We start from the raw sequence: 15842 nt of genomic DNA, 5'->3' as shown, positions 1-15842 counted from the left end.
CAGATTTAAACGAATAACATAAAATATAGTCGTCCAACAATCCATTGTTTACAATCACTTATTCACATTTCTTATCTTCTATTATTACGTTGTCTCTCCACATGATATATGTAATTTTCTCCCCTAAATTACACTTATATCTCTACTTCAAAAATCATTACATTTGTTACATAATAGCTTTCACTGCTAATTTCGACTAGTCACTTACTGTCAATCTATTAATTTCTCACTTCCTATCCCTATTTAAAATCCAACCTTAATCATTTTTAATACATATAAGTAATAACCAACAAATAAGTGTGACGATTCATATTTTACGCTACTGTCCAAAACTATTACCTGTATATTCAAATAATATGTGCTATTCATGTTAAATTATGGTATTATTCTTAGAAGTTTATAACTTTTATTTATATTTTTTATTAATAAAGGTTTTCCGTTTCTACTTATGAAAAAAGGAATATATGTTTATTTAACTATTACGCATAACTGTAAGGAGGAAGAATATGACTAAAAAGCTCAGTCTAGTTGAGATAGAGTACATTTGCAATATGTTTTTCCAATCTTTTGAAATTCCAGTTTGTTTTTTAGATTGTAACAAAAATATCCTTTTAGAATTCACATCAAAAAATGATTCACACTTGTTGTATACATCAAAAATAGAACAGTTACATGTGCTTTTTCAGAGAAATGATACATATAATTCCCCCATCTTCAGAACTCACGAACATCTAGGGCACTTCATTTTAATTCACATAAAGAGCGATTATATGGTGAACGGTACTGTTATTATTGGGCCCTTGGCACATGTAAATTTTTCTACAAGTAAAGCGGATAGTAAACTTAATTTTATTCCAAATTATAAAAGAACAAGAGACCATTATTTTTCATTGTCAGTCAAAGATCAAAATTTCTTTGTAAATATAGCAATATTGTTCTATAACATTCTCTATAAAAAAAATTCAGATGTAAGCACATTTTCAAATAACAGTGACTCACTTCATATAAGTCATAGCAGAATCTTAAACGAAGATGTATATATTTCAATGCAAAAAGACGAATCCATTTATCATAATTTATATATAGAGCAGCAACTACTTGGTTCTATAGAAAACGGGGATAAAGAAACCGTGCTCAAATATTATTACGAATTCCAACAAGAGACTCTTTCATCTTTATCTTCATTCCATCAATTAAGACGTCATAAAAACATTTGTATTTCATCCATTACGCTCGCCACTAGATATGCGATAAAAGGGGGTCTTCCATCTGGGATAGCTTACAAAATTTATGATTTACATATTCAAAGAACAGAAAATTTAAAAGACAAAGAATCTGTTTGGGATTTATTAAAAAATGCTTTTTGTACCTTTGCAGACCGTGTAAAGGCACAAAAAACACAGCAAAATTCACAGACTATTGCTATTTGCAAAAACTACATTTTTAAAAACATTTACAATCCAATATCTGTTAAACAACTTGCTAAATTTGCAAATGTGAATTCAGATTATTTATCTATATTATTTAAAAAAGAAGTCGGTATTTCATTAATTGAGTACATTCAACGTGAACGAATCGAAGAAGCAAAGAAATTATTAACTTTCACCACCTATCCCTTATCAGACATATGCGCTTCGCTTAATTTTAGCGATCAAAGTTATTTTACTAAAATTTTTAAAAAATTCACCAATGAAACACCTGGTAAATATCGAAAATCTCATGTTGTCATTTAGAGTGACACTTCCATTAAAGCAAAGTGTTTTCAGTAACTTATCAATGGCAAATTAGAAGTACTCCTATATTCATGAGCTATAGGATTTATGCTATTTTCAAATCAAAAAACACGTTACTATTCTCATTAAAATAAAAGAATAGTAACGTGTTTTATATGTAATATAGTTCTGTAGACAGAATAGTATCCAACTGCAAATTTTTATAAAGGCCAAATGTACCGCTTAACTATTAAAATCTTAATAAGTAAAAAATCCATATTTCGTTTTATTTACTTTCTACTTTATTTCTTTTGAATACTGAACTCTTTTCTTCAAACGAATAATCCCTACTATTATTTTTGTATCTTTCTAAATTTGCGAATCAAAGTGAGTACTGTACCTGTAATAATCATCAATATGCCGATTGCTGCACTGTTAGTTGTACTTACACCCGTCTTTGGCAGCTCCTTATATGTATATTCTTTTTTATCTGTATTACTGTTATTTGAGATACTATTGCTATTTGTCTTATTAGCAAGACCATTAGGTTTGCTAGTTTCTTTATCTTTCACTAATACTTTTTGTATTGTATTTACCTCATTACCCACGGAATCTCTTACACTATATATTATTTCATAAATACCAGCTTTAGTTGTATCTATAGTTCCTTTATACGCTACTTTAGAAGTAAGATCACCGTCTTCTTTGTCAGTAGCCGATACTCCTATCAACGGATCAAATTGATCACCCTCAGTAATCGAAGTTGTAGCAGGTACTTTTAGTATTGGTTTTTCATTTTTAATTTCTTCCCTAACTTTGACCGTTACAGTTTGCTTCGCCGTTACTTCATGACCTTTAGAATCTGTAACCGTGTACGTTAATACGTAAGTACCGGCTTTTGATGTATCTACTTCACCATCAACTTTAATTTTAGAAGTGAGATCACCGTCTTCTTTATCGATAGCTAATACTTCTGCCATTGGAACAGATGAATCTCCTACATGAAGTATCGCTCCAACAGGCACTGTTAATTTAGGTTCTAAATCTGATATTTCTCCATTTCCCTCTACAATTACAGTCTGTATAGCCGTTGCATTCCCGCCTTTAGAATCAACAACCAAGTATTCCACAATGTATGTACCTGGTTTTGAAGTATTTACATCGCCTTTATGCTTTACTTTATTTGTTAAATCACCATCTTCTTTATCAACAGCTTTTACATTTCTCATTGGATCAAACGTATCTCCTACACGTAGTGTAATCGTAAACGGTACAGTTAACTCTGGAGCTTGGTTTTCTGCTGTTTTTTCGTTTTCTTTCACTTTTTCTATAATTTTTGCAGCATCAAAAGCATTTTGGACTGCTTGAACTTCAATTGAGTTCGTTCCATATTTATTAGTTGCCACTTTAAGGCATGCCAATTTCAATTCAGAAAAATTAGAAGTCATGTTTAATTCATCAGTATTTGCATAATAGAAAATATCAAACATTTTATCTTCACCAATGCCATTTACATTTACACCGTTATGAGTACCACCTTGTGCAATTAAATACGCAACTTTATTAATAATACTTGAGTTAAAATGAACGCCTCCATAATCCTCTCCATTTAAATCATTATATTTACTATAATCATCAGGATACGGTAGTCCATCTGAAAAATTAATTGCAGTTGGATTTTTCATATTACGAAAAATCGATCCAGTTTGTTCTCCTATTGTCCAGTTAAATTCCCCATTATTTATGTATTTCTCTATAGCCATTCCCATAATATCCGATAATGCCTCATTAATTGCCCCAGATTCTCCTGAAAATTCAAGGTTAGATTCACTTGATGTAACTGCATGTGTAAATTCATGACCGGCTATATCGAACGCTTTTACCATAGGATCTCCATATAAAAGCATACTAATGTTATTAATATTAGTACTAAATGCATTTTCCCAATTTTCAGGATCATTTGTTCCTCCAGAATCCCATGCATGTACAACTGAAACTACTTTGTTTCCTTTATTATCAAAACTATTACGCTTATATTTTTCTTTATAAAAATCGTATACCTTTGTTGCTAAGAAATGAGCGCTTACCGCCTTTGGATCATTAAATGTTGTTGAAACGCTAGTTGCTAGTATACCAGGATAATAACTTTCTTCATTTGTAATATCTCTATAATTTACATCATATGTCTCAATTCCTTGTCCTCTTGTGTAATCAGCAAGCGCATAATTCCCACTGGTCTGTTTAGAAATACCAAATGTACGAGTTACGCCTAAATCATCTTTTCCTGTTCCAGTTAATGATGTAAAATTGCTAGTTTTATTTTCCTTAACGGATTGAACATACTCTTCACTTATTTTCAAACTTGATTCTTGTACCATATCTTTTAACATTTCACCATTATGAGCATTCACTAAATAAGTTCCAGATACATAATTTGGTGTTGTAGCAGCAAATGTAACTTGATATGCATTGCTAGCCTGTCCATGATTTTCATCAACAAAAATAACTGCCTTAACTTCTGGCTCAGAAATAAATTTAGTATCGTTTCCGTACTTTTTATAAATATATTGTTTTGCTTCTTCTTTTGATAAATTAATAGGTTTCTTTAAATCTTCTTGTGTTAAATTTTGTGCGCTATCTCCTGAAATACTTTTAATAATACCTTTTTTATCTACGTGAGCAGTCAACTGGTGACCATATACTTCTTTTCCTTCATATATTTGTTGCATGCGCACAAGTGTAGTTCCATCATAAGAACCACGTTTTTGAAGAACCTTGTAATCTACTCCTGTTTCTGCACTAACTTGTTTTGGAGACAAAGCATGCTCCGTATTTTCCTTAAGTGCATCTTTCACTACATTCTCTGGCGCCTTTTTTGATGGTTGTGTAAGATCACCTGTACGGAACGAATCCTCTTGAATTTCTACTTGCATTTGACCAGTTTCCTCTGCATGACCTAATCCATATGGCGTTACACTTGTTAAAACGAATCCTGTTGTTAATGCAACTATAGCTATTTCTTTTTTATTTCCCATGATATTCCCCTCGTATAAATTCCTATTATTTATATGAAACTGCTAAAATGTATACAATCTATTCCTAACATAAAAAGATGACTTTTGTAATCAACAAAAGCCACCTCTTTAATATGTAATATCCCTAAAATGTTTTTAATACATAATTTCTATACAAAAAAGAAAAAAGCATTCATTAACGAGCATTTTGCAATACTTTTATTAGGTCATTTATATTTTCAACTTTCTGTTGAAACTGATCAAGTCTGCTATGTAGCAATGAAGGATTTTTATCTTCAGTTGAAATAACTTGTTTTAATTCGTTTTCTAATTTATCATACATATCAAAGAAATTATCAAATTCTACACTTACAAGCTCTTCATTTTCGCGATAGAATCTTTTTGCTTCTATATAAGTCATATATGATTTATTTAAAAATCCTAATGAAATTAAATATTTAGAAGTGTTTTCTTGATAAATAGCAATATCACACGCTATTTTAATATCAGAATAAGTCTTTTGAACAAGACAATGCAATTCAAAAATCTTAAACTTTAATCCATTATTCATTTCATCCCCTCCCATCGTATCTATTCTACATAAAATTAGAATATTATACAAAGAAAATTATTAGCATGAAATTGACAATTAAAAAGATAACTTAAGGATAAACAAATTCCTCTCATTACAAATTATAGTTGCGAAGCATTTACCAACTTAACAGAAAAAATAAAAAGCGAAAAGAATAAATCCCTTCCGCTTTTAGAGTAATAAATACATTTCATATTGCGCTAAAGAATTCTTTTCAAATCCACATTTCTTTAAAAAACCCTCCAGTAAATTATTGTTAGGAAACCCAATTGATAAACTTGATAAAATTAATTCTTCTCTTGCTACTTCTAATAATTTCATCCCAACACCAATATTTCTATAAACTTTGTCTACGAAAATAAAACTAATTTTACCTTGTTCATTTACACATAGAGAGCCTTTTAAGTCATTATCGACATATGCACCATAAAATACATTATTTGTTTTTTCGATATAATCAACATCATTTTGCCAATTTATATGGAAGTTTAACCATTTCTGAATTTCATCTTTAAAAGTTGGAAATTCTAATTGTTTTACTTCAATATCCTTACAATCTTTATTCATTATTTTAGTCAAATCATTTAAATTATAATAAGAAAGATCGTACACTTTTTCATAGCCCAACTTATTATAAAAATGAATCGCTCGGTCGTTTCCTACAATGACTTCGAGAAAAAGTTGCTTACATCCATGTTGAATCGCCTCTTCTTTATGCAGTTCAAATAATTTTTGACTCACACCAATACCGCGGTAATTAGGATGAACCGCTAATGTTCCACAGCGCATAGTCTTTATACTTTCATAATCCTTTATACCACCTAATATTACGCCAACTGATTTGTCACCGTCTAAAGCAAGAAAAGAATGTTCTAGCAAATTACCTTCTGGTCCAAAAAAACGTTGTATAAAACCCTCTTTTGAAACTTCCATCTTAATAATATAATCGGAAAATCCATCTTTAAAAGCTTCATATACTAAATCAATATTTACTTCACTACACCTTTTATATTGAATCATATAAAATTGCCCTCCAATTGCTTGTATTAATCTCAACATGTACCCATATAATATATTCCATCTATTATAAATTTCAGCTCTTAATTTGAAATGAACGGACATTTCCCTACATATAACTTACTATTAATTTGTTTTATAACAAACTATCTATTATTTACTACATTAATCTCATAAACACGTAAAAAAGCAATTAAATGCTCACATGCTCTTTCGCATGCTAGCATTTTAAAGATTTTTTGTTCTTCTTTCGTTTTATCATTTGCTTGATCTGAAGCAGCTTTTAAACATAAAAATGGTTTTTTATTTATTTGACACACATAGGCGAAAGCTGCTACTTCTTGATCAACTGCCAATGCTCCGTATACAGTATGAAGTAAATATCTCATTTCTGAACTACGAATACGTTGATCTCCAGATAAAAATGTACCGAAATGTATCGGATCATACAATCGTATTTTTTTTATTCTTCTTACAAGTGATTTTGTTGTTTCAATAGGTGCTGTTCTACCGTTATATAAATTAAAAACATCTTCTCCTGAGCCAGCAGCAGTAACATCGTGTTGTATTGCGTTTAGTGCTACTACAATATGACCGTTTTTCACTTTGTTTGATAAACTTCCGCATATTCCTGTCATAAACAACTCATCTGGCTGAAACTCACTAATTAACAATTGTACACAACTAGCGCAGCTTACTTTACCGACACCAGTTACAACTGATATAATTTCCAGCTCATTGATAGTATGAAAATGAAATTCCCAAGCTGCTCTTTTTTCAACACGTTCACTCGGATAATGTTGATGCAAATACGTCAGTTCTGGTTCCCATGCAGATACAATTGCAATACGTTTCATTACACGCTTCACTTCCCCTATTGTCATTTAAATAAGTTATCTATACTTTCTCGTTCATAATCTGGAATCCATTCTTTATATTTCTTATATAAATCTCGTATTATTTCTTTATTCTTCGCAATTACTTCACATCCTCTATCATCATACATAAACATGACAATATCTTTCGTTGCATTTATGAGAAATATATCTGGATAAGAAATTTCTTTTTTCCGTCCAAATCGAGGATACAAAACAGAGAAATCCTCATGATTAGCAGCTTGTATAAGCGATTCATATTTAATATCTTCCGCAAGACATTTTAAAGAAAATTGATATGTACAATATAATGTGAAACTTTAATCAGTTCATCCCCCACTGATTATCAGCCCTCACCAATCGGGCTTTTAGGGGCAGCCCGCCCCCCACCTACCTTCTTTGCTTTCGCTGAATTTTGAGGTGGGGGTCTTACTGCCCGGCAAATAGCGGGATAAATCTGCCTCTTCATCTTCAAATAGAAACGGTAACGTTTCTTGTCTTATATGAAATCTTAAATCTCTTTTCTTAATATATTTATTGTATACATTTATTTTCTGTGGAGTTTTTGTGTTTTCCTTTTTAAATCTATAAACATTTGTCACTACAAACACTACATCTTCTTTTGAAAATATGTCTTCAAATAAGAATTTATTATATGTATATAGCTGAGAAAAGTATTCCATATTTAAATCGTCGGTTCCTTCTACAATTTGATATTTATCTTTTCCAAAATCAAAATACAAATGATTTCCCCACTGAGAATATAAGTACGGTACTAATGTAACTCCTGGAAATGTTTGATTCATATATTCTTTTAATTGCATTTCCTTGTCCCTTCTACTGTACAATTCTTTTTAAATACCAATATGCTTCTTCTAGCCACGGATGTATAACTTTCAATGTATCTTTCCTTTCCCACAAATATGAAATATATACAAAAGCAGCTTTTTCCAAAGATTTTTCCAATCCTTTTTTTATTTCTATTAAATATGGTGGTGTCCCCTTTTGATCCCATTCTATTTTATCTGCAACAAATAAAACTAAATCCATCTTTGTTGGGTGTTTACGCAGTGTAGTATGACAACAAATTGCATCTAATACGTCTTCATCTTCTACTTTAAATATTTCTTTTGCGATTACTCTCGATAGTTTTTGATGAATAATCATAGGAAACTTTCTTTCTGCTTCCTCTATTTCTACCCCAAATTCTTCAGCAACTGCAATCCGCTCCTCGTTCGGAAAAATGCCACTAATATCATGTAAATATCCTGCAATTGCTGCTTTTTCTTTATCTACGTGAAACTTTTCTGCAATCTTTTTTGCCTTATTTGCCACACGAATTGAATGTTTATATGTAAACTCTTTATTATATTTTAGTAGAAAATCTTTAATATCATTGTCTATTTTTCCAGTTGGAGCAAATGAATATATATCATTATATAACATAGAAAATCCCCCTTATAACTAACTTTCAGTATAATGCAGAATTTAAATATCTTTGTTATTTTATATTCGTTATTAATCTTTTTACTCCTTTTTAATACGTTACATGAAATTTTATACAGAATCATTGCTACAAGTACATAAATGTTTGATATTATAGTAATGTTGATGATTTGTAAGGAAAGGAACTACAAAATGAATAAAAACATATTAATTATTGATGATGATAAAGAAATTGTTGAATTACTTGCTGTTTATTTGCGAAATGAAGGCTATAACATTTATAAAGCTTATGATGGCGATGAAGCATTGCAGAAGGTTTCTACATATGAAGTTGACCTTATGATTTTGGATATTATGATGCCAAAACGAAACGGATTAGAAGTTTGTCAGGAAGTACGTGAAAATAATACTGTACCAATTCTAATGCTTAGTGCAAAAGCAGAAGATATGGATAAAATATTAGGTCTTATGACAGGTGCCGATGATTATATGATCAAACCATTCAATCCATTAGAATTAGTAGCTAGAGTGAAAGCTTTATTACGAAGATCATCTTTCCAAAATGCTACTACGCAAAAGAATGAAGATGGTATTATTCGTATTCGCTCTGTTGAAATACACAAACATAATCATACTGTTAAAGTAAATGGAGAGTATATTAAACTAACCTCTATTGAATTCGATATTTTATATTTACTTGCGAGTAATACAGGAAGAGTATTTAGTTCAGAAGAAATTTTCGAACGCGTTTGGAATGAAGATGGTTATGGTTCAAATAAGACGGTAATGGTCCATATTAGCAACTTACGGGATAAACTTGAAACGGTAATGAATGGAGAAAAATTTATTCACACTGTTTGGGGAGTTGGCTATAAAATTGAGAAATGAAGCATTTGATATATTAAAAGATATCCCTAAATGGAAACTTATTTTTTGGCTCTTACTAGCTATCACACTCACTCCTATTACTGAATTAATTATTTATCGCCTCGTTACGAGTGTAATTGAAAGTTCACTTACTCTAACCGAGCTCGGTAAAGAATTCATTCGAATTTTTGGTTATGAAAAGTATAAAGGGGTTAAAGAATCTTTATGGATGATGATTGTTTCTTATTTGTTTTTATTTTCTATTTTTTCATCCTATCTTTACATTTTTTATCGTCACGAGAGAAAACTTTACTATGAAACTTGTATAAAAAAAATGATAGAAGAAATTCGTTACATTGCAAATGGAAACTTCAATCATAAAGTTTCTGTTGTAAATCATAATTATTTGGAAGAGTTAGCAATCGGGATCAATGAAATTGTTGAACAATTAAAAGTCTCAATTGATGAAGAAAGACAAGCGGAACAAGCAAAGAGTGAACTTATTACAAATGTATCACATGATTTACGTACTCCCCTTACTTCTATAGTTGGATACGTAAATTTAATTCATCATGATAATTATAGAGATGAAGTGGAATTGCGATACTATATTCAAGTCATTTATGATAAAGTAACTCGTCTTAATGCATTAATGAATGACTTGTTCGAATATACACGTGTTCAAAATAAAGAGTTAAGCTTGTATTCTGTCCCCATTGATATTGTAGAGTTACTTGGACAATTAACTGTTCAATTCCGAATACAGGTTCAAGAAGCTAATATAGAATGTAGACCTTCTTTCCCATCTCAAAAGCTCATGGTATTAGCTGATGGTGACAAATTAGTGCGTGTGTTTGAAAATCTTATTATAAACGCTATCGCTTATGGAAGCGAAGGTCGCTATATTGACCTTACTGCTTATGAAAGCAATAATATGATTACAATTGATATAACAAATTACGGACAACCTATTCCTAGTACGGATTTACCTCATATTTTTGAACGTTTTTATCGCGTTGAAAAATCGCGCTCTACAAACACTGGTGGATCTGGACTTGGATTAGCAATTGCAAAAAGTATAGTCGAATTGCATAAAGGAACAATTGAAGTATATAGTGATGACGAAAAAACAACTTTCACTGTAAAACTACTCCCCTACAAAGGTTAATATCACAAATAAAAAGTTCAATTTCTTATCATATAAGAAATTGAACTTTTTCCATTAATTACAAAAAATTAATAATCCTTTATAATTCTTTAGAAATTCTTTACCTTTTCTTTCTTCCTAATTAAGCATTCTTTTTTACAATACTATTATTGATGTCATAATAGGAGGATCGCTTATGCAATTCTTAAAAAAATTCGCTATTTTATTATTATCTTTTTTCATTACTGCACTTATCGTTTTATATTTTTACCTTTATGTAAATGGTCCGATTATTCAAGCTAAATCAGCTATCTTAATAAATGCTAATTCAGGTGAAATTGTTTATAAAAAAAATGAAGAAACTCCAGTACAATCAGCTGCTTTATCTAAATTAATGACAGAATATATCGTATTGGAGCAACTAAATGATAGAAAAATACAGTTAGATGACTTCGTACAAATAAGTAACGAAGTATTCCGAGTAGAAACAAGCCCTATACAAGTAACATCGAATGATAAAACAACGGTTCGTGATTTACTTCATGCATTGCTACTGGCAGGGAATAATCGTTCTGCACTCGCTCTTGCAGAACACATTGCTGGAAATGAAGATAACTTTACAGTATTAATGAATAAAAAAGCAAAAGAACTAAAGTTATTACAACCATCTCCATTTCTAAACTCTACTGGAATTAATAATGATACAAATAAACAATCAACTACAACAGCAATAGACGTAGCTAAATTAGCAGCACGATTAATAAAAGATTTTCCAGATGTATTGAATATTACGAAACTAACCTCTTACCAATTTTCCTTCAAAGATTCCCAGGTTTTCAATACGAATAAAATGATATATTCCCTTAATGAAAACATTAAACTTCAAGGTGTTGATGGCTTACAAACTAGTTTTTCAACTAATGGTAATTATAGTTTTGTCAGTACAGCAAAACTTGAAGATACTAGACTAATTTCAGTAATATTAGATGCAGATGAAGAAAACATTTCATTTATTGAAACAAAAAAGTTGCTACAGTATGGTTTTGATCCTTCCTCGTACTCTGCACTCCAAGCTTTTAAAGACACCCTTACATCGTGGACAATATTGCTTCAGTTTAAAAATTTAATTATACAAACTATAATGATTTTTTTAATCATTACCACCTTAATGTTTTTACATATACGTCAGAAAAAATCCGAGGATTTCAATTAAGAAATCTTCTTATATATAAAAACCGACTTGCGTTTGAGATGCAAGTCGGTTTTTAATTCTATTATCCTCTTCCAATTAAATTTGCTGAAACTGGTTGCAAGTTTAACTGCCTCGCCCATATAGACAGCTGACCAATATGATGAATTTCATATCCCATGTCTTAAAACCTATGTTTTTCGAGGCATACACCCATCTCTGTTTCCGTTCATTGTGTTCGTTTGTTTAGTTTAAATGGGTTAATCTATTAATTCTATTAAATCCAACAATTTAACTATTACATATTAAAGTTCTATTCATATACTATAGTAGATTACTAGAAAGGAGGCTTAACTATGGATAGTTGCGTTGTATTTGTAAACGGACAACCTTTTTTAGTTCTTTCAGTAGCTGGTATTGAAATTGCTAGATTAGAGATTTCCCTTCAAGTAGCATTAGCTCTAAGAGTGCTTGGGATACCAATCTGTGATTAATTACCAAATTAATAAAAAAAGAGGGCATTAGCCCTCTTTTTTTATTTTCTTCTCACCTTTTCTTAACAACAAACAAAATTCAAATTTGATTAATTATAAAAAATTAAAGTACATGAACGTTACATGAAACACTTGTTAAGATCGCTGTCCTTCACACTATTTATTTCGCCGACATTATATAATCAAAGCACACGATGATTAACTTTTTATACGGCTTATTTTAAGTGTGCTAGCCAATACTTTTACTTGTATGTTCTATACACTCATTCTCTACGGTATACTGATACCAACTTATATTTTTTGATGAGAGCCCATTTCCCTATATCCCTCTTTATTCCCATGCACTTTTTTCTCAAATCCAAGCTAAATAATCTATATTGTTATCTTTTAAACTCGCCTCACTATCCGATTATATTAATAACCTATCACCTGGTAACCATTATCTAATTTATCTTCAATTGGATGGTCCATCATTTATACTTACGGATTGGCTTTCCCGTATCTATTGTGCATGGACATTAGGTTTTCTAGCATCTAGCTCATTTCTTTAAAAATGTAGGGTATTTCGTCTATTATTAAATGAATAATGTTTGGAAGGGTGATGTAATATGACAGAAATTAAAGTAGGGCTTACACAATTTTTAGACTTCACACTGAAAGGTAGTACAGCTAAAACAAACTTTATAAAAAATCTAAAATCCCAACCTGAATATCAACCAGCTTTTGATTACTGGAAACAATTACGAGAAACTGTTATTAAATTTCATCAAAACAAACTACCTTTTGAATGTTTCGAAACATTAGTACAAACGGTTGATCAGAAAAAAAAACAAAACTACATTGATGTTATAAAGCAATACAAAAAATTCATTAAAAATAAAGACATCTCCTGGTTTGATCCAGGTAAATCACATTGGAAATCAGATGATTTAATCGTCCGTTCATCACCTGAACTTGGCTTATTCATTAATAATGAGCCACATCTTATCAAACTGTTTTTCAAAGGAAAAAAAGAGCGAATTGATAAATACAACATTAACTCGACACTTACACTATTAAATGAATCAACATTTTCAAATGAACGAAACGATGTGAATTATACGGTACTTAACATCCAAAAGAACAGAATGTATACGAATAACTCTATTAATAATAATCATTTAGTAGCGCTTAAATCAGAAGCTAACCAGTTTTGTTACATATGGAATAATCTGTAAAGTTTACTATTCATCCCTTTCAATACCTTGTTGATGCATACTTTAGTTACAATTTTTACAGATTCATTCAGTTTCGTTTAATTAGGGCTCACCCTCTTATTCCTCAGAAACAATGCAGGTGGGCCTTTTTCAAAAATGGTTTCTTTGTCAGTTTTAATATACTAGCTCTCCCCCTGAAACAGCTGCAATTGAAATTATTTTTGTTTTATTATCCACTATACCCACCAAGCCCCTTTTGTTAACATAATATAATTATAAATTACTATTGTTGCTACTTCTTCCATTCATATTCTAACATACTCATTTCCCATAAATTCCAATACGTTTCTCCTACTCTTTTTGACTCTCTTAATAAGCCTTCTTTTACAAACCCTATTTTTTCGTAACAGAAAATGGCCGATGTATTAAAATCGTACACACCAAGAGTTACCCTATGTAGTTTTAATTCGTCAAAAGCAATATGAAGTACTGCTTTCATCATATGTTTTCCTATAGAACGTCCTCTCATCTTCGTATTACCAACTAATACTTTTCCAATTCTAGCGGACTTATTAATATTATCTATTTGCCCAAGCGAAATATGACCAATAACGTCTGAAGTCACTTCATCTACCACTTTGAAAGCGAGTGTATTTGCACTTTCTATATACTTCTCTAATTGCTGTTCGTCTAAAGGGAATGTGAATGCATTTCCTGACCATTGTATTAGAAATTCTTCGGAGTTAATCCAATTTATTAATTGTTTAAAATCAGATTTCTTAAAGCTTTCTAGTTTAATCACTTCCTTGCTCCTTTCATACATCATGCTTTATAACCTCAAACTTATTTCTATATAAAGAATATATTCTCCTTTTATATGAAATTAAAATAAAGCCATTCATGTGAATGGCTTTACAAAAAAGCAGCATAATTATGCTTTGTTTGCTACATCAATACCATTAAAATCAAAGTCAGCAGTAACCGTTGTAACAGGTGGGAAAATTGCTTCAATTTTACAAATGGAAATAATTACTCCAACCGATCCAGGAATAGCCGCAAGCCTAACTAGATCACAACTTACAGACGAAACAGTACCTACATAAGTACGTCCCTCTGTATTAATTTGAACTGTTCGATTAATTAATTTCTTAAGTTCATCTCTAATTCCTTGTACACAAGAATTATCACATTTCTCATGCTGTTCTTTTTTACACTCTTCGAATACTTCCCAACAATCATCTTGTTTACATGTACACTTCTTTTTACAATTATTAAATCGAGAACCCAATACCTCACCCCCTAATCCTTTCTATTAGTAAAGTATGTCCACTAGCTTAAAAGGGTACGAGGCAAACACATAAAAAGAAAAAAAACAAACAATTGTACTATACTTTCTTTTCATTATTCATTATAAAAACAGACTTCTCCTAATTAAAAGCTTGTTTAATGAGCGGCCGTGAATTTAGTCCTACTCCATTTAATGTTTAGACACCACTTTCTAAAACAAATCTTTTTTCTTTTAAATAAGACGCACCTTAAAAACACACTAGATTTTTCCATTAACTCACATATACATAGACTTTATTTGTGGATTTTTCCTTTGTTATTGTGAAATATACATTTAAAAAAGCGTACTCGAAAATAAGATATTATTTGTAATCAGAACGCTTTCTTCAACAAATGTTTATTGGAAAACACCATAACTAGTAGTAGTTCTCTCCACTATCTCTTAAAAATTAGCATGGTTTGTATGAACTCTATATCGAGTAGAAAACACTCTATCATATAAAGATAAAATAGTAGGTTAATAAACAAGCCATTTTTTTATTAAAACATAGAATAATATGAACACTATTGAAAGGAGGTAGAAATGAATGTCTTGGAAAAATGATTGCTGGAGTTCTCAGAAAAAGCATTGTTGTGATGATTGGTGGAAATCTAAAGAAAAGCATCATTGTGATGATGATTGGAGTTCTCAGAAAAAGCATTGTAATGATGATTGGTGGAAATCTAAAGAAAAGTGTCATCGTGACGATGATTGGTGGAAATCTAAAGAAAAGTGTCATCGTGATGATGATTGGGGTTCTAAACGAAATAAGTGTCGTTGTAAATGTTTCTTTATTTGTTGCCATTGTAAAAGAAAAAATTGGTAATTTTTTTAATGTCAACGTAAAGGAAAGAATATGGCTTTTGGAACCAATCGGGCTTTTCCGGAAAGTTAATCCCACACCTACTTCCTTACTTTCGCTGAATTTTTAGGTGGGGGCATTACTGCCCGGCAAATAGTGAAATA

Annotated in this window: 14 protein-coding genes and 2 pseudogenes; 7 read left to right on the top strand and 9 right to left on the bottom strand. The window is 30.8% G+C overall.

Features of this window, described 5'->3' with window-relative positions; translation table 11 throughout:
- The first annotated feature begins 506 nt into the window (after positions 1 to 506).
- The gene (locus tag NZ044_RS12610; protein WP_063675388.1) at positions 507 to 1733 is read left to right on the top strand and encodes a helix-turn-helix domain-containing protein; all 1227 of its coding nucleotides are present in this window, start codon (positions 507 to 509) and stop codon (positions 1731 to 1733) included.
- Between the two features lie 332 nt (positions 1734 to 2065).
- Here NZ044_RS12610 and NZ044_RS12605 read toward each other — a convergent pair whose 3' ends face one another.
- The 6 genes and pseudogenes from NZ044_RS12605 to yqeK all read right to left on the bottom strand — a co-directional run bounded on the left by NZ044_RS12605 (position 2066) and on the right by yqeK (position 8656).
- On the bottom strand, positions 2066 to 4747 hold the full coding sequence (locus tag NZ044_RS12605) for a M4 family metallopeptidase (RefSeq protein WP_086398380.1): 2682 nt from the start codon (positions 4745 to 4747) through the stop codon (positions 2066 to 2068).
- 175 nt (positions 4748 to 4922) lie between these two features.
- Complete coding sequence (locus tag NZ044_RS12600) at positions 4923 to 5297, bottom strand: hypothetical protein (protein ID WP_001059022.1); 375 nt, start codon at positions 5295 to 5297, stop codon at positions 4923 to 4925.
- A 192-nt stretch (positions 5298 to 5489) separates the two neighbouring features.
- Positions 5490 to 6338 (bottom strand): GNAT family N-acetyltransferase, encoded by an 849-nt coding sequence (locus NZ044_RS12595; RefSeq protein WP_000617064.1) that lies wholly within the window; start codon positions 6336 to 6338, stop codon positions 5490 to 5492.
- Between the two features lie 143 nt (positions 6339 to 6481).
- Positions 6482 to 7219 carry a phosphorylase family protein gene (locus NZ044_RS12590; protein ID WP_002082744.1) on the bottom strand — a complete coding sequence of 246 codons (738 nt, stop codon included), beginning with the start codon at positions 7217 to 7219 and terminating at the stop codon, positions 6482 to 6484.
- A pseudogene (locus NZ044_RS30840) lies at positions 7216 to 8034 on the bottom strand (DUF3885 domain-containing protein). The gene NZ044_RS12590 and the pseudogene NZ044_RS30840 overlap by 4 nt, the downstream one beginning before the upstream one ends.
- Positions 8035 to 8047: 13 nt before the next feature.
- Complete coding sequence (gene yqeK / locus NZ044_RS12575) at positions 8048 to 8656, bottom strand: bis(5'-nucleosyl)-tetraphosphatase (symmetrical) YqeK (RefSeq protein ID WP_098506502.1); 609 nt, start codon at positions 8654 to 8656, stop codon at positions 8048 to 8050.
- Positions 8657 to 8848: 192 nt separating this feature from the next.
- Here yqeK and NZ044_RS12570 point away from each other — a divergent pair, with 192 nt between their 5' ends.
- From NZ044_RS12570 to NZ044_RS12560, 3 genes are all read left to right on the top strand, one after another.
- The gene (locus NZ044_RS12570; protein ID WP_098425357.1) at positions 8849 to 9544 is read left to right on the top strand and encodes a response regulator transcription factor; all 696 of its coding nucleotides are present in this window, start codon (positions 8849 to 8851) and stop codon (positions 9542 to 9544) included.
- Entirely contained in the window at positions 9534 to 10691 is a 1158-nt protein-coding gene (locus tag NZ044_RS12565; RefSeq protein WP_098425356.1) for a sensor histidine kinase, read from the top strand. Before NZ044_RS12570 ends, NZ044_RS12565 begins: the two co-directional genes overlap by 11 nt.
- 175 nt (positions 10692 to 10866) lie before the next feature.
- Positions 10867 to 11883, top strand: a complete 1017-nt coding sequence (locus NZ044_RS12560; protein ID WP_001160048.1) for a D-alanyl-D-alanine carboxypeptidase family protein — start codon at positions 10867 to 10869, stop codon at positions 11881 to 11883.
- A 61-nt stretch (positions 11884 to 11944) separates the two neighbouring features.
- On the opposite strand, the pseudogene NZ044_RS12555 reads toward NZ044_RS12560, so the two are convergent.
- Positions 11945 to 12034, bottom strand: a pseudogene (locus NZ044_RS12555) (DinB family protein); the annotation flags it as partial.
- Between the two features lie 181 nt (positions 12035 to 12215).
- Between NZ044_RS12555 and NZ044_RS12550 the strand changes: the two are divergent.
- Together NZ044_RS12550 and NZ044_RS12545 are read left to right on the top strand one after the other, a co-directional pair.
- On the top strand, positions 12216 to 12353 hold the full coding sequence (locus NZ044_RS12550) for a DUF3956 domain-containing protein (RefSeq protein ID WP_000376554.1): 138 nt from the start codon (positions 12216 to 12218) through the stop codon (positions 12351 to 12353).
- Positions 12354 to 12961: 608 nt separating this feature from the next.
- On the top strand, positions 12962 to 13570 hold the full coding sequence (locus NZ044_RS12545; protein ID WP_000136050.1) for a hypothetical protein: 609 nt from the start codon (positions 12962 to 12964) through the stop codon (positions 13568 to 13570).
- 271 nt (positions 13571 to 13841) lie between these two features.
- Here the strand turns inward: NZ044_RS12545 and NZ044_RS12540 are convergent, their stop codons facing one another.
- Both NZ044_RS12540 and NZ044_RS12535 read right to left on the bottom strand, forming a co-directional pair.
- The gene (locus NZ044_RS12540) at positions 13842 to 14375 is read right to left on the bottom strand and encodes a GNAT family N-acetyltransferase (protein WP_000990084.1); all 534 of its coding nucleotides are present in this window, start codon (positions 14373 to 14375) and stop codon (positions 13842 to 13844) included.
- Between the two features lie 105 nt (positions 14376 to 14480).
- Positions 14481 to 14837: a hypothetical protein gene (locus NZ044_RS12535; RefSeq protein ID WP_000535572.1), complete on the bottom strand. Its 357-nt coding sequence runs from the start codon at positions 14835 to 14837 to the stop codon at positions 14481 to 14483.
- Positions 14838 to 15436: 599 nt separating this feature from the next.
- Between NZ044_RS12535 and NZ044_RS12530 the strand changes: the two genes are divergently transcribed.
- Positions 15437 to 15808, top strand: coding sequence for a hypothetical protein (locus NZ044_RS12530; RefSeq protein WP_042992790.1), 372 nt, complete (start codon positions 15437 to 15439; stop codon positions 15806 to 15808).
- The last annotated feature ends 34 nt before the right edge of the window (positions 15809 to 15842 follow it).

The organism is Bacillus sp. FSL K6-1338 (assembly GCF_038006965.1).
Taxonomy (GTDB): domain Bacteria; phylum Bacillota; class Bacilli; order Bacillales; family Bacillaceae_G; genus Bacillus_A; species Bacillus_A thuringiensis_S.
The sequence above is the reverse complement of the archived record's forward strand: the minus strand, read 5'-3'. Positions and strand labels throughout refer to the sequence as shown.

Excerpts from the sequence above, each read along its gene's own strand:
- NZ044_RS12610 (WP_063675388.1), top strand. The coding sequence starts at position 507 with ATGACTAAAAAGCTCAGTCTAGTTGAGATAGAGTACATTTGCAATATG.
- NZ044_RS12605 (WP_086398380.1), bottom strand. The coding sequence starts at position 4,747 with ATGGGAAATAAAAAAGAAATAGCTATAGTTGCATTAACAACAGGATTC.
- NZ044_RS12600 (WP_001059022.1), bottom strand. The coding sequence starts at position 5,297 with ATGAATAATGGATTAAAGTTTAAGATTTTTGAATTGCATTGTCTTGTT.
- NZ044_RS12595 (WP_000617064.1), bottom strand. The coding sequence starts at position 6,338 with ATGATTCAATATAAAAGGTGTAGTGAAGTAAATATTGATTTAGTATAT.
- NZ044_RS12590 (WP_002082744.1), bottom strand. The coding sequence starts at position 7,219 with ATGACAATAGGGGAAGTGAAGCGTGTAATGAAACGTATTGCAATTGTA.
- yqeK (WP_098506502.1), bottom strand. The coding sequence starts at position 8,656 with ATGTTATATAATGATATATATTCATTTGCTCCAACTGGAAAAATAGAC.
- NZ044_RS12570 (WP_098425357.1), top strand. The coding sequence starts at position 8,849 with ATGAATAAAAACATATTAATTATTGATGATGATAAAGAAATTGTTGAA.
- NZ044_RS12560 (WP_001160048.1), top strand. The coding sequence starts at position 10,867 with ATGCAATTCTTAAAAAAATTCGCTATTTTATTATTATCTTTTTTCATT.
- NZ044_RS12550 (WP_000376554.1), top strand. The coding sequence starts at position 12,216 with ATGGATAGTTGCGTTGTATTTGTAAACGGACAACCTTTTTTAGTTCTT.
- NZ044_RS12545 (WP_000136050.1), top strand. The coding sequence starts at position 12,962 with ATGACAGAAATTAAAGTAGGGCTTACACAATTTTTAGACTTCACACTG.
- NZ044_RS12540 (WP_000990084.1), bottom strand. The coding sequence starts at position 14,375 with ATGATGTATGAAAGGAGCAAGGAAGTGATTAAACTAGAAAGCTTTAAG.
- NZ044_RS12530 (WP_042992790.1), top strand. The coding sequence starts at position 15,437 with ATGATTGCTGGAGTTCTCAGAAAAAGCATTGTTGTGATGATTGGTGGA.